Origin of the sequence: Serratia rhizosphaerae (genome assembly GCF_009817885.1) — a bacterium.
GTDB lineage: Bacteria > Pseudomonadota > Gammaproteobacteria > Enterobacterales > Enterobacteriaceae > Serratia_B > Serratia_B rhizosphaerae.
The window spans coordinates 1,687,783-1,712,605 of record NZ_CP041764.1 but is presented as its reverse complement, the minus strand read 5'-3'; the positions used below and the strand labels follow the sequence as shown (position 1 = coordinate 1,712,605).

Sequence of the window (24,823 nt, the reverse complement as noted above, 5' to 3'; positions counted from 1 at the left end):
CGGTTAGCGCAGCATCTGGTGCAGCATGTTCATCACTTGCTGCACTTCTTCTTCCGTCAGCTTGCCGTCTTTGGCGAACTTCACCCGTCCCTGATCGTCCAGCACGATAATCGCCGAGCCGTTGCTTTGCAGATCCCAGGCTTTCTTCACGTAGCCCTTGTTGTCGACGATAAACTGCGACCACGGGAACTCTTTTTTGTTGTCTTCAATACTGCTGCGCACAAACATGCCGGTGCCGACGATAGCGTCATCAATATTGATGATTGTCGTCGTTTGGTAACGATCGCGTGGTAGCTTGGCGGCCTTGATGGCTTCAATCAATGGATCGTTCATGTCTTTGGCGGAACTGCGGCCGGCAATATGCTGAATTACCCGCACTTTTCCACTGAGCTTGCCACTGCTCCATTTTTCGTAGCTGAAGTCGCCGTTAGCGTAATGCAGCTCGCCGCGGTCAGTGACGCTGACCGGCGCGACGCGCTGCAGCAGTTGAAAGTTGTGCGCTGAGGCCAGTAGGGGGGCGAACAGCAGGGACATCATTAGCATGCGGCTCTTTTTCATGCTTGCTCCTTGTTATGGGGGATAGTGCGAACAGTCTCCGCAGCCTAAAGCTTAGATAGTGATCGGAGGTCTGTCCTGTAAGCGCGATCTCAGTTTTCCCTATCGGTCTCTAACGCCTTTATTTTGAAGGGATATTCTGAATATGTCGTAAATAATCATATACAAATCTGTCAACAAGTGTAAATCCAGTGAAGACGTCCAGGCGAAAGTGAACAAAATGGTCTTAACTAGGTCTACACCACTGCAATCAATTGCGTTCTTGTATAAGAAATCGCCCGATTAGCGGTTCGAATGAACGCCTGGTCCAACGGAGGAGCACAGAACAAAATGAGAATCTTCCAGCGTTATAACCCTTTGAAAATTGCCAAATATGTGAAGACCCTGTTCCGCGGACGTTTATATATCAAAGATGTTGGTGCATTTGAATTCGACAAAGGCCGAATCCTGGTGCCGAAAGTCCGCGACAAGCGCCATCTCAGCGTGATGTCTGAAGTTAATCGGCAAGTGCTGCTTTTGCAATCGGAAATGGGTTAAAAACGCTGTTATGGCTGTAGCTTGAGGGCTGCCGCGATAACAGCGTACAGATGTAAGCGCGGCCCCAAACGGGGCCGCTGATGTTTTTAATGGCCGTAGCGCATCAGGCCGGCAGGTTTTCATCCGCCGCTTTCGGCAGCGTCGCCGCCGGCTTATCGCTCAGCTTGGTGACCAGCAGCTGGTCGATCTTGTAGCTGTCGATATCGACCACTTCAAACTTGTAGCCAGCGTATTTGACGAAGTCGGTGCGTTTCGGGATCTTGCGCAGCATATACATCATAAAGCCGCCGATGGTTTCATAGTTGCCCGCCTGCGGGAACTCGTCAATATCCAGCACGCGCATCACGTCGTCGATTGGCGTACCACCTTCAATCAGCCAGGAGTTTTCGTCGCGTGCGACGATTTGCTCTTCCTGCCCTTGCCCCACCAGGTCGCCCATCAGGGTGGTCATCACGTCGTTGAGCGTGATAATCCCCACCACCAGCGCATATTCGTTCAGGATCACCGCGAAGTCTTCGCCGGCCGCCTTAAAGCTTTCCAGCGCCTCGGACAGCGTCAGGGTATCCGGCACAATCAGCGCGGAGCGGATCTGTACGCCGCTGCTCAGCACCAGGCTCTGATTGCCCAGTACGCGGTTCAGCAGGTCTTTGGAATCCACATAGCCCACTACCTGATCGATATGACCGTCACACACCAGGAATTTAGAGTGCGGGTGGGTGGAGACTTTCTCTTTAATGCTCTCTTCGCTCTCGCGCAGGTCGAAATAGACCACGCTTTCACGGGAGGTCATCGAGGAAGGTACGGTACGTGATTCCAGCTCGAACACGTTCTCAATCAGCTCATGCTCCTGCTTGCGCAGTACGCCGGCCAGCGCGCCAGCTTCCACCACGGCGTAAATATCGTCGGACGTGATGTCGTCTTTACGCACCATCGGCAGTTTGAACAGGCGGAAAATCAGGTTCGCCATACCGTTGAACAGCCAGACCAGCGGACGGAAAATCATGATCGAGAAACGCATCGGGTTGATGATCCGGACGGCGACCGCCTCTGGTGCAATCATACCGATGCGCTTCGGGGTGAGATCCGCGAACAGGATAAACAGGCTGGTGACCAGTACGAATGAGCAGATAAAGCTGAGCTGTTGCGACAGTTCCGGCGACAGGAAGCGATCGAACAGCACCTGAAAGCTCGGGGAGAATGCCGCGTCGCCGACGATACCGCCCAAAATGGCGACGGCGTTAAGGCCGATTTGCACCACGGTAAAGAACAGGCCGGGTGTTTCTTGCAGTTTCAGCACTTTGGCCGCGTTGATGTTACCTTCGTCAGCCATCAGCTTCAGTTTAATCTTGCGCGAGGCAGCCAGAGAAATTTCCGATACAGAGAAGAAGGCGCTCACTGCGATCAGAAAAAGAATCAGTAAAATACTGTTTAACATAATCTATCCATACGTGCCGACGGGATGACGGCGCTCTTGAGGAAGGGTAATACATTGTAAAAAAGAGTTGCCGGACGCGTTTGACAGCGCCCGTTTTGCCGAAGCAAAAAACAGGCCGCGTATCGGCGGCCTGGATAGTATAGCAGCAGCCCGATAAGGCCCGCCAGTGGTTAAAAATTAACGCGTTAGGCCTGCGGGGGCAGACAAACGCCGATGCCGCCCAGTCCGCAGTAGCCGCCCGGATTCTTTTCCAGGTATTGCTGGTGGTCGTCTTCGGCGTAGTAGAACGGCGTGGCCGGGGCGATTTCGGTGGTGATGACGCGCTGGTCCCCGGCGGTGTCCATCGCCTGTTGGAAGCTGGCCAGGCTGCGCTCGGCGTCGGCCTGCTGTTCCGGCGTCAGGTAGTAGATTGCAGAACGGTACTGGGTGCCGATATCACCGCCCTGACGCATGCCCTGGGCCGGATCGTGATTTTCCCAGAACACCTGCAGCAGCTGCGGATAGCTGATGACTTTCGGATCGAAGATCACGCGCACCGCTTCGGCGTGGCCGGTCTGGCCGGTGCACACCTCATGGTAGGCCGGATTCGGCGTGTAGCCGCCGGTGTAGCCGGCGGCGGTGCTGTAGACGCCCGGCTGTTGCCAGAACAGGCGCTCGACCCCCCAGAAGCAGCCCATGGCGAAAATCGCCACGTCCATACCGGCCGGCACCTCTGTCATAGAGTGCTGAGTGACGATGTTGAGCGCGGCGACCGGCACCGGCGTGGCGCGCCCCGGCAGCGCGTTGGCCTGGTCGACCAGGCGAGATTTATCTGTATTTTGCACCGCGATTGACTCCTGTTGTCTTCATAAGAATTGGCACCAGACGGCATTGTGCGAGTTGTAACTCGTCGCTTATTTGCCCACAATAAGGCCGATGTTGCGTTTATGTGTAAGCTTAACGCAGTCTTTTGAGCGCAAAAAGCCAAGAATACGCCCTGTTTATGCCAATTTGTGCGCAGGTCGGTGGGAGTCGGCCAGGGGAGCGTCGCCATTTTGATAGCGTGGCGGCATGGTCAGACGATCTGAACGGCGGTTTTTACAGGAAAGTACAATAAATTAAGGAGAACGTGTGCCACGTTACCGTGTCCTTTGCGTTTTATGCGCGCTATTTGTCGCGCCTGCGGCGCTGTCGGCCAATTTGCGGCTGCAGGTCGAAGGGCTGAGCGGAGAGTTGGAGAAAAACGTGCGGGTTCGCCTGTCAGCCATCACCCCCGAAGAGGTGAGCGCCGACGGCCGTTTTCGTGCACGGGTAGAGCAGGCGGTGCGTCAGGGGCTGCGCGCGCTGGGTTATTATGAGCCAACCATTGAATTTACTCTCGACGACAACCCCAAGCTGTCGCGTCCGGTGCTGCATGCCAAGGTTAAGCCCGGCGAGCCGGTGCGTATTGCCGGCGCCAATATCACGCTGGAAGGCGGCGCCAAAACCGATGAAGACTATCTGGCGCTGGTGAAGAAGGGACGGCCGACCATCGGCGAGATCCTTAACCACGGCACCTATGAAAGCTTTAAAAGTTCCCTGAGCGGTCTGGCGCTGCGCAAAGGCTACTTTGACGCCGAGATGACCAAAAGCCAACTGGGCGTGTCGGAAGAGCTGCGTAAGGCGTACTGGGATTTTGACTTTAACAGCGGCGAGCGCTACCGCTTTGGTAAAGTGAAATTCGAAGGTTCGCAAATCCGCGAAGACTATCTGCAAAACCTGATCCCCTTCCATCAGGGGGAGTATTACAGCTCGCAGGATTTGGCCGAGCTGAACCGCCGTTTGTCTGCCACCAACTGGTTTAACTCGGTGGTGGTGTCGCCTGATTTTGAAGATGCCAAAGAGAGCAAGATCCTGCCGTTGGACGCGCTGGTAACGCCGCGCAGCCGCAATACGCTGGAAACCGGCGTGGGCTATTCCACCGATGTCGGGCCGCGGATAAAGGGCACCTGGAAGAAGCCCTGGCTGAACGATCGTGGCCACAGTCTGGAAACCAGCGCCTATATTTCGGCGCCGGAGCAGCAGCTGGATCTGACGTATAAAATTCCGCTGCAGAAGAGCCCGCTGGAAGAGTATTACCTGATGCAGGGCGGCTATAAGCGCAGCGACCTGAACGACACCAAGTCAGACAGCACCAAAGTGGTGGTATCGCGCAACTGGGACAAATCCAGCGGCTGGCAGTACGCCATCAATATGACCGGTCGTTTTGACCACTTTACCCAAGGTAATGTCACCAACACCACCGTGCTGCTGTATCCGGGCGCCAGCCTCAGCCGCACCCGCTCGCGCGGCGGCCTGATGCCGACCTGGGGCGACAGCCAGCGCTATTCCATTGACGTTTCCGATACCACCTGGGGCTCAGGCGTCGATTTTGCGCTGCTGCAGGCGCAGAACGTCTGGATCCGCACGCTGGCGGATAAACACCGCTTTGTGGCGCGTGGTCAGGTGGGTTGGATTGAAACCAATGACTTCGATAAGGTGCCGCCGGATCTGCGCTTCTTCGCCGGCGGTGACCGCAGCATCCGCGGCTACAAATACAAAGACATTTCGCCGCGCGACGCAGAGGGTAAGCTGACCGGCGCCTCTAAAATGCTGACCGGTTCGCTGGAGTATCAATACAATGTGACCGGCAAGTGGTGGGGCGCGGTGTTCGTCGACTCCGGCGAAGCGGTGAATGATATCAAACAGAGCAATTTCAAAACCGGCGCGGGCGTTGGCGTGCGCTGGCAGTCGCCGGTCGGGCCGGTGAAACTGGATATTGCCGCCCCGGTCGGGGATAAGGAAACCCACGGGATGCAGTTCTATATCGGTTTGGGGCCTGAACTATGAGCCTGGTGAAAAAGATTTGTCTTGGGTTGCTGATCGTTCTGCTGCTGCTGGTAGGGGGCGTTGCCTACCTGCTCGGCACCACCAACGGTCTGCATATGGTGCTCAACGGCGCGGCGCGCTGGGTGCCGGGGCTGGATATCGCCAGCGTCAGCGGCGGCTGGCGCGATCTGACGCTAAAAGGCGTGAAATACCAGATGCCGGGCGTGACGGTGAATGCCGGCCAGTTCCATCTGTCACTCGATTTGTCATGCTTTAAACGCAGTTCGCTGTGTGTGAACGCCTTGACCGCTGATGACGTCGACGTGGTGGTGAAAACCAGCGAAATGGCGCCGTCCGAGCCGGCGGCGGAGAGCAGCGAACCAACCACCGATCTCAGCACTCCCTACCCGATTATCCTGCGCAAACTGGCGCTGAATAACGTCAAGGTCAACGTTGACGACACCGCCATTTCACTCGGGGAGTTCAGCACCGGCGCCGAATGGCAGGAGCGCGCGCTGCAGCTGCAGCCGACCAAAATCGCTTCGCTGTTGATTGCCCTGCCGAAAACGCCGGCCAATCCGCTGCCGGAAGACGTACAGCCGGCGGTCGATATGGTGAAGAAAGCCGGAGAGAAAGCGGGCGATGCGCCGAAAACGGCGCCGCAGCCGGAAGAGCAACCGCTGGGCGAGACGCTGAAAGAACTGTTTGCCAAGCCGCTGCTGCCGGATCTGCCGGAAGTGCGTCTGCCGCTGGATATCACGGTGAAAGAGATCCGCGGTGAACAGCTGCGTCTGACCGGCGATACCGACGTGCTGATCACCAGTCTGCTGCTGAAGGCCAGCACCAAGGACCAGCATATCCAGTTGGACAACTTTGACGTCAGGTCGCCGCAGGGCACGCTGTTCGCGCACGGCCAGGCCACGCTGAAAGATAACTGGCCGGTGCAGATGAGCGCCAACAGCACGCTGAATATCGATCCGCTGAAAGGCGAAAAGGTGAAGCTGACCATCGGCGGCGGCCTGCGTGAAGCGTTGAACGTAGCGCTGAACCTGTCCGGACCGGTGGGGGCGCAGCTCGATCTGCAGACCGAGCTGGCGGAGGCGGGCTTACCGCTCTCACTGACGCTGCAGAGCAAACGGCTGAAGTGGCCGCTTACCGGCGTATCTCAGTACCAGGTGAATGACTTACGTCTGCGCCTTAACGGCAAAGCCACCGACTATGCGCTGTCGACGCGCGCCGATATCAAAGGGCAGGATCTGCCGCCGGCGCTGCTGACGTTGGACGGTAAAGGCAACGTCGAGCAGTTCAGACTTAACCGCCTGCGTCTGGCGGCGCTGCAGGGCAACACCGATCTGACCGCGCTGGTGGACTGGAGCAAGGCCATCAGCTGGACGTCGCAGCTGACGCTCAGCGGCATCAATACCGCCAAACAATGGCCGGAATGGCCGGCGAAGCTGAACGGCAAAATCACCACCCGCGGCAGTCTGTACGGCGGCAGCTGGCAGCTGCAGGTGCCGACGCTGCAGCTGGACGGCAACGTGAAGCAGAACAAGGTGTCGGCTCGCGGTTCGCTGAGCGGCAACGCCGCCGGTCAGTGGAAGATTCCCGGCGTCGACCTGGCGCTGGGGCGTAATAGCCTGAACGTGAAAGGGCAGCTGGACGAGAAAAGCTGGAATCTGGACGCCAACATCGACGCGCCGCAGCTGGATGGCGCGCTGCCGGGTCTGGGCGGCACGGCGAAGGGCCTGCTGAAGCTGCGCGGCAATCTGCAGGCGCCGCAGCTGCTGGCGGACCTGACCGCGTCCGGCCTGCAATGGCAGGCGCTGCATATCAAACGGGTGAAAGTAGACGGCGACGTGCGTTCCACCGATCAGATTCAGGGCCAGCTGGCGGTGCGGGTCGAACAGCTGAAGCAGGATGCGCTGGAGGTGAACCTGCTGCAGCTTGACGCTAAGGGCACGGAAAAGCAGCACACGCTGCAGCTGAAGGTTGACGGCAAGCCGGTTTCCGGCCAGTTGGCGCTGGCGGGCAGCTTCGATCGCCAGCAGCAGCGCTGGCGCGGCAATCTGAACAATACCCGTTTTGATACGCCGGTAGGCGAATGGCGCCTGACGCGCGCCATCGCGCTGGACTATCTGAATACCCAGCAAAAAATCAGCGTCGGCCCGCACTGCTGGCAGAACCCGGATGCTGAAGTCTGCGTGCCGAAAACCATCGAAGCCAGCGCCGCCAGCGGCCAGGCCAGCGTGGTGCTGAACCGCTTTGATCTGAAAATGATCAAACCGTTCCTCGGCCCGGAAACCGCGCTGAACGGCGTCTTTACCGGCCGCGCCGACGTGAGCTGGAAAGAGGGCGCCGCGCTGCCGCAGGCGAAGGTATCGCTGGTGGGCAACGGGGTGAAAGTAGTGCAGCAGGTGCAGGGCAACGCGCTGCCGATCGCCTTTGATACGCTGAACCTCAACGCGGGTGTTAACAACGGCCGCGCACAGGCCGACTGGCTGATTAAGCTGCATAACAACGGCCAACTGGACGGTAACATCCAGGTGACCGACCCGCAGAAGCAGCGCAATATCGCCGGTAACGTCAATATCGCCAATATTTCTCTGGCGATGCTCAACCCGGCGCTGATGCAGGGTGAAAAAGCCGCCGGTATGCTGAACGCCAATCTGCGGCTGGGCGGCAATGCGCAAAAACCGCTGGTATATGGGCGTCTGGCGCTGGACAAGGTGGATATTGACGGCAGTTGGATGCCGTTCGATATGACCGACGGCCGGCTGGCGATTGACTTCAACGGCATGAATTCGACGCTGGATGGCCTCATTACCACCACGCGCGGCCAACTGAACCTGACCGGCGATGCCGACTGGCGCGATATCAACGCCTGGCGGGCGCGCATCGCCGCTAAGGGCGACAAGCTGCGGGTGACGGTGCCGCCGATGGTGCGTATCGACGTGTCACCGGATTTGGTGTTTGAAGCGACGCCGCAGCTGTTTTCGCTTAACGGCAATGTGGATATCCCGTGGGCGCGCATTACCGTGCAGGAATTGCCGGAAAGCGCGGTCGGCGTCTCGTCGGATGAAGTGATGCTGGATAAACAGCTGAAACCGATCCAGCCCAAGAGCACCGCGGTGGCGATTAACAGTAACCTGATGATTCACGTGGGCGACGATGTGCGGCTGGATGCGTTCGGTCTGAAGGCGCGGCTCAAGGGCGACCTGAAAGTGGTGCAGGATAAGCGTGGCCTGGGGCTGAACGGCCAGATTGATATCCCGGCCGGCCGTTTCCACGCCTATGGTCAGGACTTGATCGTACGTAAGGGACAATTATTGTTCTCCGGCCCGCCGGATCAGCCATACTTGAATATGGAGGCGATTCGTAACCCGGAAGCCACCGAGGATGATGTGACCGCCGGGGTGCGCGTCACCGGACTGGCGGACGCGCCGAAGCTGGAAGTGTTCTCCGATCCGGCCAAATCGCAGCAAGAGGCGCTGTCTTACCTGCTGCGCGGACAGGGTCTGAGCAACTCCGGCGCCGACGGCAACGCGATGACGTCGATGTTAATTGGCATGGGGGTTGCGCAAAGTGGTCAACTTGTGGGTAAAATCGGCGAAGCATTTGGCGTTAGTAATCTGGCACTTGATACCGCCGGCGTTGGCGACAGCTCCCAGGTTGTCGTGAGTGGTTATGTCCTCCCCGGCTTACAAGTAAAATATGGGGTGGGTATTTTCGACTCGCTGGCTACGTTGACGTTGCGTTACCGCCTGATGCCTAAGTTGTATCTTGAAGCGGTGTCTGGTCTCGACCAGGCGCTAGATTTGCTCTATCAGTTTGAGTTTTAGCAATGCGAATAATTGTCTACGGCAGTTTACGACGCAAACAGGGAAACAGCCATTGGATGACCAACGCCCAATGGTTAGGCGAGCATGAGCTCGAAGGCTATCAGATTTATAATCTGGGCCATTACCCGGCAGCGATCCCTGGAGAGGGCACGATACACTGTGAGGTGTACCGTATTAACTCATCGATTTTGGCCGAGCTTGACGAGCTTAAAAGCAACACCAAGGACTATAAGCGCGAACTGATCCAGACGCCTTATGGTAGTGCGTGGATCTACCTGTATCGACACAGCGTAGAGGGGTATCCGCTGATTGAAAGCGGTGACTGGCTGAAGCGTCACGACGAAGCATAATAAAAAACACCGCTCATTGAGCGGTGTTTTTTTTCATCGGCGGCGCAAAAAAAATTATTTTTTAGCGGCGCGCTCGAAGGAAGCCACGATCTCTGCTTTAGCGGCAGCGGCGTCGTCCCAACCTTCAACTTTCACCCACTTGCCTTTTTCCAGATCTTTGTAGTGCTCGAAGAAGTGAGCGATCTGGGCTTTCAGCAGTTCTGGCAGGTCGTTCACATCTTTGATGTGATCGTACTCTTTGCTCAGCTTGCTGTGCGGTACGGCCAGCAGTTTGGCGTCTTCACCGGCTTCGTCGGTCATTTTCAGTACGCCAACCGGACGGCAGCGAATCACTGAGCCTGGCTGCAGCGGGTATGGGGTTGGCACCAGCACGTCAACCGGGTCGCCATCCAGGGACAGGGTGTTGTTGATGTAGCCGTAGTTGCACGGATAGAACATCGCGGTGGACATGAAACGGTCAACGAACAGCGCTCCGGTTTCTTTGTCAACTTCATATTTGATCGGGTCAGCGTTGGCTGGGATTTCGATCACAACGTAGATGTCTTCTGGCAGGTCTTTACCCGCAGGTACCTGATTCAAGCTCATGTCGGTTTCCTTTTTTCAAACCAGAAATGGAGTGCCGGGTATTATAGCCAAAACGTGATCAAAGTAATGACCTTTTTGGCTTCAGACAGGGTATCAGCGAGCATTTAGGACAGACGGCAACCGCCGCGGGATGTGAGCCGCAGCGGATGGCCGGAGGGGGCTGAGAGCAGCGTTTTTTACGCCTTGAGGGCGAGGTTATGTTAATAACTGTTTCAGGTGGTTATTTGTTGGTTTATCTTTTCTGTCGCTGGTTTTATTGCTCATCGGTTGGTTTTTATATGACGTGCCACCTGTCTATTTAAAAGATTAGGATGCTTAGACAACGTTATATTTCTGTTCGCTGGGAGGGGAAGTCGGAATCAGCATTGCTTGCTGGTTGGTGGGGCGCCGTGCACTTACCCATCACTTTGCTCAGACCATGATATCAACCCGTTATGCTCTCCATCGCCCCTGTCTGCATGAGGAATTTTGGGGATTATTACTTGTTCAGCATCAAGTTTCCTCCTCGCCTGTCGATAACCTAGCAAATAACAATGACGTGCTGCGGCGACGTCCTGCGTTTTACCACCCTACATCTCTGTAACCACTTATTGTCGATAGCCAGGAAAAATCCATGCTAAATAAAATTACGGTGAAGGCCGGGCTGCTTGCCCTGCTTAGCCTGCTGACGGTATTGCTGATTATGGTCAGCATTATCGGTGTCAATGCCATCAACCAGGGGTCGCGCTCGCTGCATACCCTGAACCAGATCCTGGGCGAGGAGCTGGGGTCGCTGGCGAACAGTTCCAACCTGACGCTGCGCGCGCGTACCGCCGCGTCTCTGGCGGTACGCCAGCGTGAAGTGGGCCAGATCGCAGTGTCTGACGCTACCGTCGGGCGTATTTACGGCTATCTGGCGCAGTCGCAGCGTGAAATGGCGAAGTTCGTCGGCGTAGGGACGGTCACCGAGCGTGGCAGAGAGTTGTCCGAGCATTTGCAGGCCAGTTATCGCGCTTATCAGGAACAGGGCGTGCGTCCGATGGCCGATGCCATCAAAGCCGGCCAGATTGACGAGTACTACCATATCCAGGAAACGCGAATTTCTAAGCTGAGCATCGCATTTGAAAACGATCTGGGTGAATTCCGCCGTTTTGCCATGGAAATAGGGCAGTTGCAGGTGAGTGACGCAGAGGGCAACGCCAGCACCAAGATTGCGTTAATCGTGGCGGCCGGGATACTTAGCGTGCTGCTGGCGGTGCTGGCCTGGTTTGCCCTGCGGCTGATCATTTTGCGCCCGCTGGATACGTCGATCGCCGAGCTGGAGCATATCGCCAACGGCAATCTGACCCGCGAGATCCGCGGTGAAGGTGATACTGAAATGGGGCGTCTGATCCGGGCGATGCAGCGCATGCAGCAGTCGCTGATGATGTCGGTCAGCAAGGTGCGCGACGCCAGCAGCCAGATTGACGTCGGTTCCCGCGAACTGGCGGCCGGCAACATCCACCTGGCGCAGCGTACCGAAGAGTCGGCGGCTTCGCTGGAAGAGACCGCCGCCAGCATGGAGCAGTTGACCTCTACGGTTAAAATGAATGCGGAAAATGCCGAGCAGGCCAATCAACTGGCGCTCAGCGTATCTGATGTCGCCGATCGCGGCAGCGACGTGGTCAGTCAGGTCAAAGATAAAATGCTGGCGATCACCGACAGCTCCCGCCGCATCGCCGATATCATCAGCGTGATGGACGGCATCGCATTTCAAACCAACATTCTGGCGCTGAATGCGGCGGTTGAGGCGGCACGGGCGGGTGAGCAGGGGCGCGGCTTTGCCGTCGTCGCCGGCGAGGTACGCAATCTGGCGCAGCGCAGCGCGCAGTCGGCCAAGGAGATTAAAGGATTGATTGAAGCGTCGCAGGCGCGGGTGCAGGAAGGCGAGCAGATGGCGGAGTCGGCGGCGCAAACCATGAACGGCATTGCCGAGGAGGTCGGACGCGTTACGGCGCTGATGCGCGAAATCTCGGCGGCGACCCGCGAGCAGAGCGGCGGCATCGAGCAGGTGAATCTGGCGGTAGCGCAGATGGATCAGGTGGCGCAGCAGAATGCGGCGCTGGTGGAAGAATCCGCCGCCGCAACGCGCTCGCTGGAAGAGCAGGCCCAGTCATTGGCGCAGAGCATGGCGGCGTTCAAACTATAATACGATGACGGCGCAGCGTGCTGCGCCGCGGGGCCTGACGGTCCCGGCGTCGAAGGCGTTACTCGTCCGGATAGTCGGCGATAAAGCGTTCGGCGTCTTCTACCATCGATTTGGTGCCGACGAAGAATGGCGCGCGCTGGTGCAGTTTCTGCGGCGTGATATCCAGGATACGGGTTTTACCGTCGCTGGCTTTACCACCGGCCTGTTCGGCCAGAAACGCCATCGGGTTGCATTCATACAGCAGACGCAGCTTGCCTTGCGGGTGGCTGGCGGTGCTTGGGTAAATATAAATGCCGCCTTTCAGCAGGTTGCGGTGGAAGTCGGCAACCAGAGAACCGATATAGCGTGAGGTATAAGGGCGCTGCGTTGCTTCGTCCTGTTCCTGACAGTATTTGATGTATTTCTTCACGCCGAGAGGGAACTTGATGTAGTTGCCTTCGTTGATGGAATACATGTTGCCGGATTCCGGGAAGCGCACTTTCTCATGGGAGAGGCAGAACACGCCCAGCGAAGGATCGTAGGTAAAGGCATGGACGCCATAACCGGTGGTGTACACCAGCATGGTGGAAGAGCCGTAAACCACGTAACCGGCCGCGACCTGGGCGCTGCCCGGCTGCAGGAAGTCTTCTTCGGTCACCGGCGTGCCGATAGGGGTGATACGGCGATAGATGGAGAAGATCGTCCCGACGGAGACGTTAACATCGATGTTGGACGAGCCGTCCAACGGATCCATCAGCACTACATACTTGCCGTTTTCAGCACGGTCGCCGTCAAAGATGACGATCTCGTCTTCTTCTTCAGAAGCGATGCCCGCCACTTCGCCGCGCGCTTTCAGCGCTGCTTTCAGCTTTTCGTTCGCGTACAGGTCCAGTTTCATCTGAACTTCGCCCTGTACGTTGGAAACGCCGCTGGCGCCCAAAATATCCACCAGACCCGCTTTGTTGATGTCGCGGTGGATGATTTTTGCGCCCAGTTTGATGGCCGACAGCAGTGCGGTCAATTCGCCGGTGGCGTGAGAGAAGTCGTGTTGTTTCTCGACGATAAATTCGCCTAACGTTTTCATGACACAATCCCTGAATCTACGGATGGATAGCAGTTTTTAACAAACCGCCAACGTTTGTGCCAGCAGTGTAGCCCAAAGCGTCGCGCTATTCATAGGCAAATCCATTTCTTCTGGACGATTCTGAGCGTTAGAATAAGCGCACATTCGACGTACTCAAATGAGAAACCTATGCGCATTCACATTCTTGGCATCTGTGGCACCTTTATGGGCGGACTGGCGGTACTGGCCCGCTCGCTTGGACATGAGGTCACGGGGTCTGACGCTAACGTCTATCCACCGATGAGCACGCTGTTGGAAAAACAGGGGATCGCGCTGATCCAGGGGTACGATCCGGCACAGCTGGATCCCGCGCCGGATCTGGTGATCATCGGCAACGCCATGACGCGCGGCAACCCGTGCGTTGAGGCGGTGCTGGAGCAGAGTATTCCCTATGTATCCGGCCCGCAGTGGCTGCACGACTATGTGCTGCGCGATCGTTGGGTGCTGGCGGTGGCCGGCACCCACGGTAAAACCACCACCGCCGGTATGGCGGCCTGGATCCTGGAAGCCTGTGGTTATCAGCCCGGCTTTGTGATCGGCGGCGTACCCGGCAACTTTGACGTTTCCGCGCGCCTGGGCGGCAGCCCGTTCTTTGTGATTGAGGCCGATGAGTACGACAGCGCCTTCTTCGACAAGCGTTCCAAGTTTGTGCATTACAGCCCGCGTACGTTGGTCATGAACAATCTGGAGTTTGACCACGCGGATATTTTCGACGACCTGAAGGCCATCCAGAAACAGTTCCACCATCTGGTGCGCATCGTGCCGGGCCAGGGCAAAATTATTCTGCCGGACAATGACGCCAACCTGAAACAGGTGATGGCAATGGGCTGCTGGAGTGAGCAGGAACTGGCGGGCGAAGAGGGAACCTGGCGCGCCGAGAAGCTGACCACCGACGCCAGCCATTACGCCGTCTGGCTGAACGGCGAGAAAGTGGGCGAGGTCAACTGGTCGCTGGTGGGGGAACACAATATGCACAATGGCCTGATGGCGATTGCGGCGACCCGCCATGTCGGCGTCGCGCCGGCCGATGCCTGCCGTGCGCTGGGCGACTTTATCAATGCCCGCCGCCGTCTGGAACTGCGCGGCGAAGCCAACGGTGTGACGGTCTATGATGATTTTGCCCACCACCCGACGGCGATTCTGGCCACCCTGGCGGCGCTGCGAGGCAAGGTTGGTGGTACCGCGCGTATTCTGGCGGTGCTGGAACCGCGCTCCAACACCATGAAGATGGGCATCAGTAAAAACGATCTGGCTCCTGCCCTTGGCCGCGCCGATGAAGTGTTCCTGTATCAGCCGAATCATAATCCGTGGCAGGTGGCGGAAGTGGCGGAGGCCTGCGTACAGCCGGCCCACTGGAGCGCCGACGTGGATGCACTGGTGGAGATGGTGGTGAAAACCGCCCAGCCGGGCGATCACGTTCTGGTGATGAGTAACGGCGGTTTCGGCGGTATTCACGATAAACTGCTGGCGGCGCTGGCGCAGCGGACAAAGTAAACCTACAGGTCGATGCCGGCGTTATATGCTGATGATAAAAAGCCGCTTTGCGGCTTTTTTCTTGCCCATAAAAAAGCCCCCGCGAGCGGGGGCAATGGGGTTTCGTCGGATAGGACGACGAGGGGTTCTTCAGAGAATTCGCGTTAACGTCAGAACTCGGCAGTGGCATTGACGAGGATAATCAGCTCAGTCAACACGTCCCTGAATGGTTATTTATAGATTTCGGCCGTGGCGTGCCAGTTGCCGTTCTCACGGGCTTCAATAATGCGGTAGGCTTTGGCGCCCTGTTGGTCGGCCTTATCGGACAGCGCCTGGCGAACGTCTGACGGTGAACCGGCGACGCCGCTGGCGGTCACGGTGCCGACAGACTGCAGGGTGCTGGCCTGTTCATTGCTCACCAGCGTGGCGGCTGAAGCGCCAAAAGAGACGGCTGACAGCAGCGCCATCGCTGCAATCGAAAATTTCATGTTCATGATGGTAGTCCTTGATGCTAATCGGTAACGGCCTGGAAGGACGGGTTGTTTTTTTATTCTTGAAGACCGTTATGGGTATAGCGTTGCCAGAGATTTATTCGTCCGTTATCGGAGCGTTCTTGAGTACTTATTTGTAGATTTCTGCCGTGGCGTGGAAGTTGCCTTCATTACGCGCTTCAATCACGCGAAAAGCGGTGGCGCCTTTGGCATCGGCTTTATCAGACAGCGCCTGACGGATATCGGAAGGCGCTGCGGCAACGCCGCTGACGGTAATGGTGCCTGCCGGCTGCAGTTTTGCTGCCTGCTCCGTGTTAACGGATTGTGCTGCAAAAGCACCGAACGAAAGCATAGACAGCACGCCAAGAGTCACAACAGTAGTTTTAACTTTCATGATTTGACCTCGTAGAATTCTTTTATCAGTTCCTGTGAACTGTGATTCATGTCACGGAAATGAGTATACAGCTAGTAACCCGAAAAATTAATAGTTTGCTAACAGTTCCCTATGAAACTTTATCATTATGCTTACCATTTCTTATAACCCACAGGAATAAAAAGTGATTATAAAATGGTCTTTTGATGTTAATTTTCTGTAATATCAAGCAAGTGAGTGACTTTGTCGAAAAGTGCGGAATCGGTCATCTGTGGAAAAATGCAGTGATGAAATGTGGCGAATGATGACGTTGCCGGAGCGATCGTCGTTATTGGCGTGACAGCGAAAAAGTATGCAATAGCCGGGGAGGTTAGGAGGCATGCGTAATACGCGGCCGCAGACCGCGTATTACCGGGAAGTGATAATTACAGTTCCTGTTCGAACAGCGCCAGAATGGCTTCATACAGCTGGCGGGCGGTGAAGGCGCTGGCCGGCGTAACGAAGATGGTGTCATCACCGGCGATGGTGCCGAGGATGCCTTCTGATTTGCCCAGAGAGTCGAGCAGGCGGGCGATCAGCTGTGCTGCGCCAGGGCTGGTGTGGATGACCACCACGGCATCGTTGTGGTCAACGTCGAGCACCAGATTCTTCAGCGGGCTGGTGGTGGTGGGCACCCCCAGTTCGGCGGGAAGGCAGTACACCATCTCCATTTTGGCATTACGCGTGCGTACCGCGCCGAACTTGGTCAGCATGCGTGATACTTTGGATTGGTTAATGTTTTCGAAGCCTTCTTCTTGCAGCGCCAAAACGATCTCGCCTTGCGAACTGAATTTTTCTTCCTTCAATAACGCCTTGAACGCTTTGATCAGATCTTCCTGCTTTGCGGGATTACGCATTTTGCACCGTGGAATGTTGCCAATAGATGTCATTATTATGCATATAGATGAATTTTTATGCAATAAAACCAGGGGGTCGACCAGCAAAAAACGGCCGGAACGACGGGGAAAGGGCGTTATTTTAGCAAAATACGAGTGTCATGAATATGCCCTTTCTCACAGGATTCATCGGCGGAGAATGGTGAATAAAATGTTATTAAAATGATGTTGTTCTGATGTTGCGTAAGGGTGTAATGTAACGGCCGGTTAACTTGCGCGTGAATAACTTCGCACAATTTTCGATTACTGTGCGCTATGCCCTTCATGCACCAGTTATTTAATCTAAAATGTCCGCGATCACGGTTATTTTATTGCGTCAGTTCTCAATCCAATGCTTAAGTGATTGTTTTTAAGGCGCGATAACATAAGTTCCGTAACCCAGAATTCACGGCGCTTTTATATTTAAGATAATACAAGGAGTATAGGATGAAAGTTGCAGTTCTCGGCGCAGCTGGCGGTATTGGCCAGGCCCTTGCCCTTTTACTCAAGACCCAGCTACCTGCAGGTTCTGAACTCTCCCTCTACGACATTGCCCCCGTTACGCCAGGCGTTGCCGTTGACTTAAGCCACATCCCGACCGCCGTTACCATCAAAGGCTTCGGCGGCGAAGACGCCACGCCGGCGCTGCAGGGCGCCGATGTGGTGCTGATTTCCGCTGGCGTAGCACGCAAGCCGGGCATGGATCGTTCCGATCTGTTCAACGTTAACGCCGGCATCGTGCGTAACCTGATTGAACAAGTGGCGAAAACCTGCCCGAAAGCATGCATCGGTATTATCACCAACCCGGTGAACACCACCGTCGCCATTGCGGCGGAAGTGTTGAAGAAAGCGGGCGTGTACGACAAAAACAAACTGTTCGGCGTGACTTCGCTGGATATTATCCGTTCCAACACCTTCGTGGCTGAGCTGAAAGGCAAAAAGCCGGAAGAGCTGAACGTGCCGGTCATCGGCGGCCACTCTGGCGTAACCATTCTGCCTCTGCTGTCTCAGATTCCGGGCGTGAGCTTTACCGATCAGGAAGTGGCCGACCTGACCAAGCGTATTCAGAACGCGGGTACTGAAGTGGTTGAAGCCAAAGCCGGCGGCGGATCGGCTACGCTGTCCATGGGCCAGGCGGCGGCACGCTTTGGTCTGTCTCTGGTGCGTGCGCTGCAGGGTGAGCAGGGCATTGTCGAATGCGCCTATGTGGAAGGCGATGGCAAATACGCCCGCTTCTTCGCACAGCCGCTGCTGCTGGGTAAAAACGGCGTTGAAGAACGTAAAGACATCGGTACGCTAAGCGCCTTTGAGCAAAAAGCGCTGAGCGATATGCTGGACGTTCTGCATAAAGATATCGAGCTGGGCGAGACGTTTATCAACAACTGATTGACCCCACCGCGTGATACAAAGGCCGCCGGCGTGTTCCCGGCGGTTTTTTTATGCCCTGACGTCAGGATTTTATCCGACTCTTGCGGTCCAGCAAACGCCGGGTTTCGGGATCAAAATAGCGACTTGGCCAGATCTCCGAAGGGTGAACGTTCAGCGCCTCGGCGATCAGCCACTCGCCTTTCGGCCAGGGGCGGGACAGGGCGTTCGCCAGGGTTGAGGAACTGAGTCCGGCGCTGCGCGATACTGCTGCCAGTGTCGTACCCTTCTTACGTAGTGCTGCAATGACATCGGCAGGATGCCAATCTTCACTCCTTGAATTCATGTTGATCTTCCTTTTTTGATTAGCCAAAGTGACGTTAGTGGTATAACTAACGCGTTCGTATTAATCGTTTGTACAACACGAATCGGTTATACGGAAACAAGAATACCATTATTTTTCTAAAAACAACCTTTGTTTTCCAAAAATAATGGTGATGCATAATCTTCAGAGACGATGGCTATGAAAAGTGAGTGGTTTTCTGCCAAGGAATTGACTGGCATTGCGGGGTTGCCTTCCTCGCCACAGGGAATTAACCAGATGGCGCGTCGGGAAAAATGGGTGAGTCAGCGTCGGAAAGGCATACAGGGCAAAGCGGTGGAATACCATATCGACAGCCTGCCGCCAGGTGTGCGCAATGCTTTGATGTTGAAGGAGGACTCTGCAGGCTATACTGCTGAAAGACAGGATCCGCTGGCGGTATGGAACGCCTATTTTCACCATATGTCGGACGACGAAAGGGAGCGGATACTGGCGTTTTTGCTGCGTGAGGGCATTGGCGGACTGCTGGCGCTTATCGCCGAAGGTCGTCAACGATAAGCGCCGGTAAAGCGCCCGGAAAAGATTAAGAAATAATTTCTTAAAATTCGCGCTGCACTGCCAGGTGCGCCAGTCCTTCCAGCGCGGTGCGGTATTCTGACGGCGGCAGCGCTTCCAGCGCGCTGATGGCTTTGTCGGCTTCCTCTTCCGCGCGTTGGCGGGTGTAGACCAGCGAGCCGCACTGTTCCATCGCCGCCAGCACCGGTTCCAGCAGATGACGGCCGTTGCCTTGTTCAATGGCGCCGCGAATCATTGCCGTCTGCTCCGGGCTGCCGTTATGCATGGCGTGCAGCAACGGCAGCGTAGGTTTGCCTTCATTCAGGTCATCGCCGGTGTTTTTGCCCAGCGTGCTGCCGTCGGCGCTGTAATCCAGCAGATCGTCAATCAGTTGGAAAGCGGTGCCGAGATAGCGGCCATAATCCTGCAGCGCCTGCTCCTGCTCCGGCGTGGCGCCGGACAAGATGGCGGAAGATTGCGCTGCCGCTTCAAACAGACGCGCCGTCTTGCTGTAGATCACCCGCATATAGCTCTCTTCACTGATATCCGGATCGTTGACGTTCATTAACTGCAGCACTTCACCTTCGGCGATCACGTTGACCGCTTCCGACATCAGCGCCAGCACGCGCAATGATTCCAGACTGGTCATCATCTGGAAGGCGCGGGTATAAATGAAGTCGCCGACCAGCACGCTGGCGGCGTTGCCGAACGCGGCGTTGGCGGTCGCCTTGCCGCGGCGCATATCGGATTCATCAACCACATCGTCATGCAGCAGGGTCGCGGTGTGGATAAACTCAATCAGCGCGGCGATGGTAATGTGCTTGTCACCCTCCGACTGCAGCGCCCGGGCAGCCAGGACGGCGATCATCGGCCGGATGCGTTTACCGCCACCGCTGATAATGTAATAGCCAAGCTGATTGATGAGCGTGACTTCGGAATTCAACTGTTCGAGAATTGTTGCATTCACTGCCGCCATATCTTGCGCGGTTAACTCAATAATTTGATCTAGGTTCATTGTATTGTTTTCAGCTGTGTTTCTCTTCACCGCGATGAGAACGCTGCTCACATCGGTACATGGCGGTAACTGTGCCTATGATTGTACTTGAAAAACGGCTTAGATAAACGCCACGAAAGAAACTGTGCTTTTTTTCTTCTTTTTTCTACTTCAGTCGAGATTCTGCTCTTGTCATGTGCTGTATTTTTGCGTAGAATTCGCGCCCTATTGTGAATATTTATAGCGCGCTCTGTACTAATCATCGAGCACGCGGAAAGCGGAGTTTTATATGTACGCGGTTTTCCAAAGTGGTGGTAAACAACACCGAGTAAGCGAAGGTCAGACCGTTCGCTTGGAAAAGCTGGACATCGCAACTGGTGAAGCGGTTGAGTTTGACCAGATTCTGATGATCGCTAATGGCGAAGATATCAAAATCGGCGTTCCTTTCGTCGATGGCGGCAAGATCAAAGCTGAAGTCGTTGCACACGGTCGTGGCGAGAAAATTAAAATCGTTAAGTTTCGTCGTCGTAAACACCACCGTAAGCAGCAGGGCCACCGTCAGTGGTTCACTGACGTTAAAATCACCGGCATCAGCGCTTAAGTTAGGAGAGCGGATTAATGGCACACAAAAAGGCTGGCGGCTCGACTCGTAACGGTCGCGATTCAGAAGCTAAACGTCTGGGCGTAAAACGCTTTGGCGGCGAAGCAGTACTGGCAGGCAGCATCATCGTTCGTCAACGTGGCACCAAGTTCCACGCGGGCACCAACGTAGGCTGTGGCAAAGACCACACTCTGTTTGCTTTGAAAGACGGTAAAGTCAAATTCGAAGTTAAAGGCCCGAGCAATCGTAAATTCATCAGCATCGAAGCTGAATAATTTTTCGAGCCTTAATAAATAGATGTAAGCCCTGCAATTCGTTGCGGGGCTTTTTACATTTATAGCCAACCTATTTTAAACCTTGGCTATTCAGGAATGACAGCGCGCAGGCAGATGACGCATGGAAACAAAACAGCAGGTCGGGGTCGGTATTTCTCTGGCGTTAACCACGGCGGTTTGCTGGGGTGCGTTGCCGATAGCCATGAAAGAAGTCCTACAGGTGATGACGCCGTTTACCATCGTCTGGTATCGCTTTACCATTGCGGCGATCGGGTTGGGCATTATTCTGACGCTGCGCGGCCGTTTGCCGCCGGTGAAAATTTTTCGCCAGCCGCGTTGGCTGTTGCTGTTGGCGATCGCCACCGCCGGGCTGCTGGGGAACTTTGTGTTTTTCAGCTCCTCGCTGCAGTACCTTAGCCCGACGGCTTCACAGGTTATCGGCCAGCTATCGCCGGTAGGCATGATGTTCGCCAGCGTGCTTATCCTGAAAGAGCGGATGCGCATTACCCAGGTGATTGGCGCGTTGATGCTGATTTGCGGGCTGATGCTGTTTTTCAACATCAGCCTGGTTGAGATTTTTACCCGCCTGACGGATTACACCCTGGGGGTGCTGTTGGGCGTCTGTGCCGCGACGGTGTGGGTCACCTACGGCCTGGCACAAAAGGTCTTGCTACGCCGGCTGGCGTCGCCGCAGATCCTGGTAATGTTGTACACTTTATGTGCAGTTGCATTATTCCCCTTGGCGCAGCCGGGGATGATTTTTCAGCTGAGCGGCTGGCAACTGGCCTGCCTGCTGTTTTGTGGTGCGAATACGCTGATTGGCTATGGCGCGCTGGCAGAGGCGATGGCGCGTTGGCAGGCGGCGCAGGTGAGCGCGTTAGTAACGCTGACGCCGCTGTTTACCCTGTTGTTTTCAGATTTATTGGCGTTGGCATGGCCGCAGATGTTTGCCGCCCCGACGTTGAATGTCGTCGGTTACGTGGGTGCTTTTGTGGTGGTTGCGGGCGCAATGTTTTCCGCAATTGGTCACCGGTGGTGGCCGCGACGGGCAGAAAACCTCCTGGTTGCTCCTATCAAGCAGCCCGGTGAATGATTTACGGAGACGGAAAATGAAGTTTGTAGATGAAGCAGCGATATTGGTCGTTGCAGGTGACGGTGGTAATGGTTGCGTCAGCTTCCGTCGCGAAAAATATATCCCGAACGGCGGCCCGGATGGCGGCGACGGCGGCGACGGCGGCGATGTCTACCTGCTGGCGGACGAAAACCTGAACACGCTGATCGATTATCGCTTTGAGAAGTCCTTCCGTGCGGAACGCGGTCAGAACGGCCAGAGCCGTGACTGTACCGGCAAACGCGGTAAAGACATCGTGATCAAAGTGCCGGTCGGCACCCGGGTGAAAGATCAGGGCACCGGCGAGATCCTCGGCGATATGACGCGCCATCAGCAGCGCCTGATGGTAGCGAAGGGCGGCTGGCACGGCCTGGGCAACACCCGCTTCAAATCCTCGGTCAACCGTGCCCCGCGCCAGAAAACCAACGGTACGCCGGGTGAAGCGCGCGATGTCCTGCTGGAGCTGATGCTGCTGGCGGATGTCGGCATGCTCGGCCTGCCGAACGCGGGCAAATCCACCTTTATCCGCGCGGTATCTGCCGCCAAGCCGAAAGTGGCGGACTACCCGTTCACCACGCTGGTGCCAAGTCTGGGCGTGGTGCGTATGGACAGCGAACAGAGCTTCGTGGTGGCGGATATTCCAGGGCTGATTGAAGGTGCCTCGGAAGGCGCCGGCCTGGGCATTCGTTTCCTGAAGCACCTGGAGCGTTGCCGCGTGCTGCTGCACCTGGTGGATATCGATCCGATTGACCAGACCGATCCGGTAGAAAACGCCCGTGTGATTATCAACGAGCTGAATCAGTACAGTGAAAATCTGGCGCATAAGCCGCGCTGGCTGGTGTTCAACAAAGTTGACCTGCTGGGTGAAGAAGCCTCTGCTGAACGCGCCAAGGCGATTGTTGACGCGCTGGGGTGGGAAGATAAGTACTACATGATCTCTGCGGCCAGCCATCTTGGCGTCAAAGAGCTGTGCTGGGATGTGATGAACTTCATCAACAGCCAGCCGAAAGCGATGGCTCTCGAAGAGAGCGCACCGGAAAAGGTCGAGTTTATGTGGGACGATTACCACCGTAAACAGCTGGCGGAAGTAGAAGCCGAAGCCGACGACGACTGGGATGATGACTGGGATGAAGATGACGACGAAGGCGTCGAAATCATTTACCAGAAATAATCATCGCTACAGCTATCAGGCCCCGCACTGCGGGGCCTTTTTTATGGCTTCAGCGGGTTGGCGGGCAGCCAGCAGCGTGCGTTAAGACCGCTGGCGTCCTGGCGGTTTTCCAGCGTCAGGCGGCCCTGGTGCAGTTGGATGATGCGGATGACGATATTCAGCCCCAGCCCGCTGCCGCCATAGCGCTGGTCCATTCTTCTGAAAGCTTGGGTCAACTCTCCGGCCATCTCTTGCTTAATGCCCGGTCCCTCATCGATCACCTGCAGCCGGTGGCCGCCGTTTTGCACATCAAGGCTGATGAGAATAGCGCTGCCCGGCGGGCCGTAGCGGTGGGCATTTTCCACCAGATTACGCAGCAGCAGGCGAAGTAATACCGGATCGCCATGGGTGACGGCCTCCGTCGGGAGTTGCCACACCAGCCGTTGATTGCGCCGTTGTGCCAGTTCTTCCAGCTCCTCGCGCAGCGGTGTGATGACATCCGCGATCCAGTCGAAACGTTGATAGTGGCCGCCGGCAAACTTCTGTCCGGCGCGCGACAGCATCAACAATTGTTCGACGGTATGCATCAGTTGGTCGATGCGCGCGATCAGCGGGGTGCTTGCCCGCACGCCCTGCTGTTCCATCAACTCCAGATGCAAACGAATGCCGGCCAGCGGCGTACGCAGCTCGTGAGCCGCGTCGGCGGTAAACAGCCGCTCCTGCTGAATGGTGTTATTGAGCCGCGAAAACAGCTGATTGAGCGCGGTGGTGACCGCCATCACTTCCCGGCTGTCGTTATTGACCGGCAGCGGTGACAGGTTGTCGGCGGAACGCTTTTCCAGCCGGTTCTGCAGCTGATTAAGCGGGCGGATGATCCAGCTGATGGCCCAGAACGAGGCGATCAGCGTGACAATCATCATAATCAGCGACGGCGCCAGCAATGAAGCGATCGCCTCGGCGATTTCACCGTCGACCTTTTCGGTGCGCACCTGAGCCGACAGGGTTTCATCGACCAGAAAACCGATCTGTTCCCGGCTTTCATGCCATAGCCACAGCGCGCTGATCAACTGGGTGACCAGCAGAATAAGCGCCAACATCAGCAACAGGCGGCGCCGCATGCTGATCATGGCAACGGCTCCAGACGGTAGCCGATGCCGCGTACCGTGCGGATGCGATCCTTGCCCAGCTTGCGGCGCAGGTTATGGACGTGCACTTCGAGGGTGTTGGAGCCGAGATCGTCATTCCAGGCGTATAAATCCTGTTGCAGCAGTTCACGGTTTACCGTCTGGCCGGCGCGCATAATCAGCCGCGACAGAATGGCAAACTCTTTTGGCGTGACGTCGATAGGCTGCTGTTGCAGGTAAACCTGCTGGCTGGAGAGATTGAGCGTGAGATCGTCCTGTTGTAGCAGGTTGTCGCTGTGGCCCTGATAACGACGGATGAGCGCCCTGACGCGCGCCAGCAGCTCAACCAGCGCAAAGGGCTTAACCAGGTAGTCATCGGCACCGGCGTCCAGCCCGTCGACGCGGTCTTCCAGCGCGTCGCGGGCGGTGAGAATCAACACCGGCAGGTCTATCTGCCGGCGGCGCCACTGTCGCAACAGCGCGCCGCCATCAACGTCGGGCAGGCCGAGATCGAGAATAACCATGCTGTACTGGCTGGTGTCGATCAGCGTATTGGCCTGCGCCGCCGACAGGGCGCAGTCGCAGGCGTAACCCTCGGCGGCCATCGCCATGGCCAGCCCCTGTTGTAACAGCTCATCGTCTTCGACAATCAATAGCTTCACGTCGGGGCTCCCGGTAA

General features: G+C 56.4%; 24 protein-coding genes. 12 read left to right on the top strand and 12 right to left on the bottom strand.

The window, feature by feature from the left end:
• Positions 1-3 precede the first annotated feature (3 nt).
• On the bottom strand, positions 4-558 hold the full coding sequence (locus FO014_RS08060) for a YtfJ family protein (protein WP_160028878.1): 555 nt from the start codon (positions 556-558) through the stop codon (positions 4-6).
• Between the two features lie 327 nt (positions 559-885).
• On the opposite strand from FO014_RS08060, the gene FO014_RS08055 reads away from it, so the two are divergent.
• Positions 886-1,092, top strand: coding sequence for a DUF1107 domain-containing protein (locus tag FO014_RS08055; protein WP_015670582.1), 207 nt, complete (start codon positions 886-888; stop codon positions 1,090-1,092).
• 103 nt (positions 1,093-1,195) lie between these two features.
• Here FO014_RS08055 and paeA read toward each other — a convergent pair whose 3' ends face one another.
• Together paeA and msrA are read right to left on the bottom strand one after the other, a co-directional pair.
• Entirely contained in the window at positions 1,196-2,527 is a 1,332-nt protein-coding gene (gene paeA / locus FO014_RS08050) for a polyamine export protein PaeA (protein ID WP_160028876.1), read from the bottom strand.
• A gap of 185 nt (positions 2,528-2,712) precedes the next feature.
• Positions 2,713-3,351, bottom strand: a complete 639-nt coding sequence (gene msrA / locus FO014_RS08045; RefSeq protein ID WP_160028866.1) for a peptide-methionine (S)-S-oxide reductase MsrA — start codon at positions 3,349-3,351, stop codon at positions 2,713-2,715.
• A gap of 286 nt (positions 3,352-3,637) precedes the next feature.
• Here msrA and tamA point away from each other — a divergent pair, with 286 nt between their 5' ends.
• From tamA to FO014_RS08030, 3 genes are read left to right on the top strand one after another with little or no spacing between them, the layout of a single operon-like run.
• The gene (gene tamA / locus FO014_RS08040) at positions 3,638-5,374 is read left to right on the top strand and encodes an autotransporter assembly complex protein TamA (protein WP_160028864.1); all 1,737 of its coding nucleotides are present in this window, start codon (positions 3,638-3,640) and stop codon (positions 5,372-5,374) included.
• Positions 5,371-9,192 carry an autotransporter assembly complex protein TamB gene (gene tamB / locus FO014_RS08035; protein WP_160028862.1) on the top strand — a complete coding sequence of 1,274 codons (3,822 nt, stop codon included), beginning with the start codon at positions 5,371-5,373 and terminating at the stop codon, positions 9,190-9,192. Before tamA ends, tamB begins: the two co-directional genes overlap by 4 nt.
• Before the next feature lie 2 nt (positions 9,193-9,194).
• Positions 9,195-9,542, top strand: a complete 348-nt coding sequence (locus FO014_RS08030) for a gamma-glutamylcyclotransferase family protein (protein ID WP_160028860.1) — start codon at positions 9,195-9,197, stop codon at positions 9,540-9,542.
• A 54-nt stretch (positions 9,543-9,596) separates the two neighbouring features.
• Here the strand turns inward: FO014_RS08030 and ppa are convergent, their stop codons facing one another.
• Positions 9,597-10,127 (bottom strand): inorganic diphosphatase, encoded by a 531-nt coding sequence (gene ppa / locus FO014_RS08025; RefSeq protein ID WP_105229506.1) that lies wholly within the window; start codon positions 10,125-10,127, stop codon positions 9,597-9,599.
• A 613-nt stretch (positions 10,128-10,740) separates the two neighbouring features.
• Between ppa and FO014_RS08020 the strand changes: the two genes are divergently transcribed.
• Positions 10,741-12,294: a methyl-accepting chemotaxis protein gene (locus FO014_RS08020; RefSeq protein ID WP_160028858.1), complete on the top strand. Its 1,554-nt coding sequence runs from the start codon at positions 10,741-10,743 to the stop codon at positions 12,292-12,294.
• 58 nt (positions 12,295-12,352) lie between these two features.
• Here the strand turns inward: FO014_RS08020 and fbp are convergent, their stop codons facing one another.
• Positions 12,353-13,357, bottom strand: a complete 1,005-nt coding sequence (fbp, locus tag FO014_RS08015) for a class 1 fructose-bisphosphatase (RefSeq protein WP_160028856.1) — start codon at positions 13,355-13,357, stop codon at positions 12,353-12,355.
• Between the two features lie 168 nt (positions 13,358-13,525).
• On the opposite strand from fbp, the gene mpl reads away from it, so the two are divergent.
• Positions 13,526-14,890 (top strand): UDP-N-acetylmuramate:L-alanyl-gamma-D-glutamyl-meso-diaminopimelate ligase, encoded by a 1,365-nt coding sequence (gene mpl, locus FO014_RS08010; RefSeq protein ID WP_160028854.1) that lies wholly within the window; start codon positions 13,526-13,528, stop codon positions 14,888-14,890.
• A 209-nt stretch (positions 14,891-15,099) separates the two neighbouring features.
• Here the strand turns inward: mpl and yhcN (FO014_RS08005) are convergent, their stop codons facing one another.
• The 3 genes from yhcN (FO014_RS08005) to argR form a co-directional block, all read right to left on the bottom strand.
• A complete protein-coding gene (gene yhcN / locus FO014_RS08005) occupies positions 15,100-15,363 on the bottom strand; it encodes a peroxide/acid stress response protein YhcN (protein WP_160028852.1) in 264 nt (87 codons plus the stop codon).
• A 127-nt stretch (positions 15,364-15,490) separates the two neighbouring features.
• Positions 15,491-15,754, bottom strand: a complete 264-nt coding sequence (yhcN, locus tag FO014_RS08000; protein WP_160028850.1) for a peroxide/acid stress response protein YhcN — start codon at positions 15,752-15,754, stop codon at positions 15,491-15,493.
• A gap of 404 nt (positions 15,755-16,158) precedes the next feature.
• The gene (argR, locus tag FO014_RS07995; protein WP_041411702.1) at positions 16,159-16,629 is read right to left on the bottom strand and encodes a transcriptional regulator ArgR; all 471 of its coding nucleotides are present in this window, start codon (positions 16,627-16,629) and stop codon (positions 16,159-16,161) included.
• Between the two features lie 465 nt (positions 16,630-17,094).
• On the opposite strand from argR, the gene mdh reads away from it, so the two are divergent.
• Positions 17,095-18,033 carry a malate dehydrogenase gene (gene mdh / locus FO014_RS07990; RefSeq protein ID WP_160028848.1) on the top strand — a complete coding sequence of 313 codons (939 nt, stop codon included), beginning with the start codon at positions 17,095-17,097 and terminating at the stop codon, positions 18,031-18,033.
• Positions 18,034-18,097: 64 nt separating this feature from the next.
• Here mdh and FO014_RS07985 read toward each other — a convergent pair whose 3' ends face one another.
• On the bottom strand, positions 18,098-18,358 hold the full coding sequence (locus tag FO014_RS07985; protein WP_160028846.1) for a helix-turn-helix domain-containing protein: 261 nt from the start codon (positions 18,356-18,358) through the stop codon (positions 18,098-18,100).
• A gap of 177 nt (positions 18,359-18,535) precedes the next feature.
• Here FO014_RS07985 and FO014_RS07980 point away from each other — a divergent pair, with 177 nt between their 5' ends.
• A complete protein-coding gene (locus FO014_RS07980; protein WP_160028844.1) occupies positions 18,536-18,892 on the top strand; it encodes a DNA-binding protein in 357 nt (118 codons plus the stop codon).
• Between the two features lie 40 nt (positions 18,893-18,932).
• Here FO014_RS07980 and ispB read toward each other — a convergent pair whose 3' ends face one another.
• A complete protein-coding gene (ispB, locus tag FO014_RS07975) occupies positions 18,933-19,904 on the bottom strand; it encodes an octaprenyl diphosphate synthase (RefSeq protein ID WP_160028842.1) in 972 nt (323 codons plus the stop codon).
• A gap of 268 nt (positions 19,905-20,172) precedes the next feature.
• Here ispB and rplU point away from each other — a divergent pair, with 268 nt between their 5' ends.
• From rplU to cgtA, 4 genes are all read left to right on the top strand, one after another.
• Positions 20,173-20,484 carry a 50S ribosomal protein L21 gene (gene rplU, locus FO014_RS07970; protein ID WP_004933561.1) on the top strand — a complete coding sequence of 104 codons (312 nt, stop codon included), beginning with the start codon at positions 20,173-20,175 and terminating at the stop codon, positions 20,482-20,484.
• Between the two features lie 17 nt (positions 20,485-20,501).
• Positions 20,502-20,759, top strand: coding sequence for a 50S ribosomal protein L27 (gene rpmA, locus FO014_RS07965; protein ID WP_004933559.1), 258 nt, complete (start codon positions 20,502-20,504; stop codon positions 20,757-20,759).
• A 121-nt stretch (positions 20,760-20,880) separates the two neighbouring features.
• Positions 20,881-21,852, top strand: coding sequence for a DMT family transporter (locus FO014_RS07960; protein WP_160028840.1), 972 nt, complete (start codon positions 20,881-20,883; stop codon positions 21,850-21,852).
• A gap of 16 nt (positions 21,853-21,868) precedes the next feature.
• Positions 21,869-23,041 (top strand): Obg family GTPase CgtA, encoded by a 1,173-nt coding sequence (gene cgtA / locus FO014_RS07955; RefSeq protein ID WP_160028838.1) that lies wholly within the window; start codon positions 21,869-21,871, stop codon positions 23,039-23,041.
• A gap of 41 nt (positions 23,042-23,082) precedes the next feature.
• Here cgtA and pmrB read toward each other — a convergent pair whose 3' ends face one another.
• Together pmrB and pmrA are read right to left on the bottom strand one after the other, a co-directional pair.
• Entirely contained in the window at positions 23,083-24,147 is a 1,065-nt protein-coding gene (gene pmrB, locus FO014_RS07950) for a two-component system sensor histidine kinase PmrB (protein ID WP_160028836.1), read from the bottom strand.
• The gene (gene pmrA / locus FO014_RS07945) at positions 24,144-24,806 is read right to left on the bottom strand and encodes a two-component system response regulator PmrA (RefSeq protein ID WP_160028834.1); all 663 of its coding nucleotides are present in this window, start codon (positions 24,804-24,806) and stop codon (positions 24,144-24,146) included. Before pmrA ends, pmrB begins: the two co-directional genes overlap by 4 nt.
• Between the last annotated feature and the right edge of the window lie 17 nt (positions 24,807-24,823).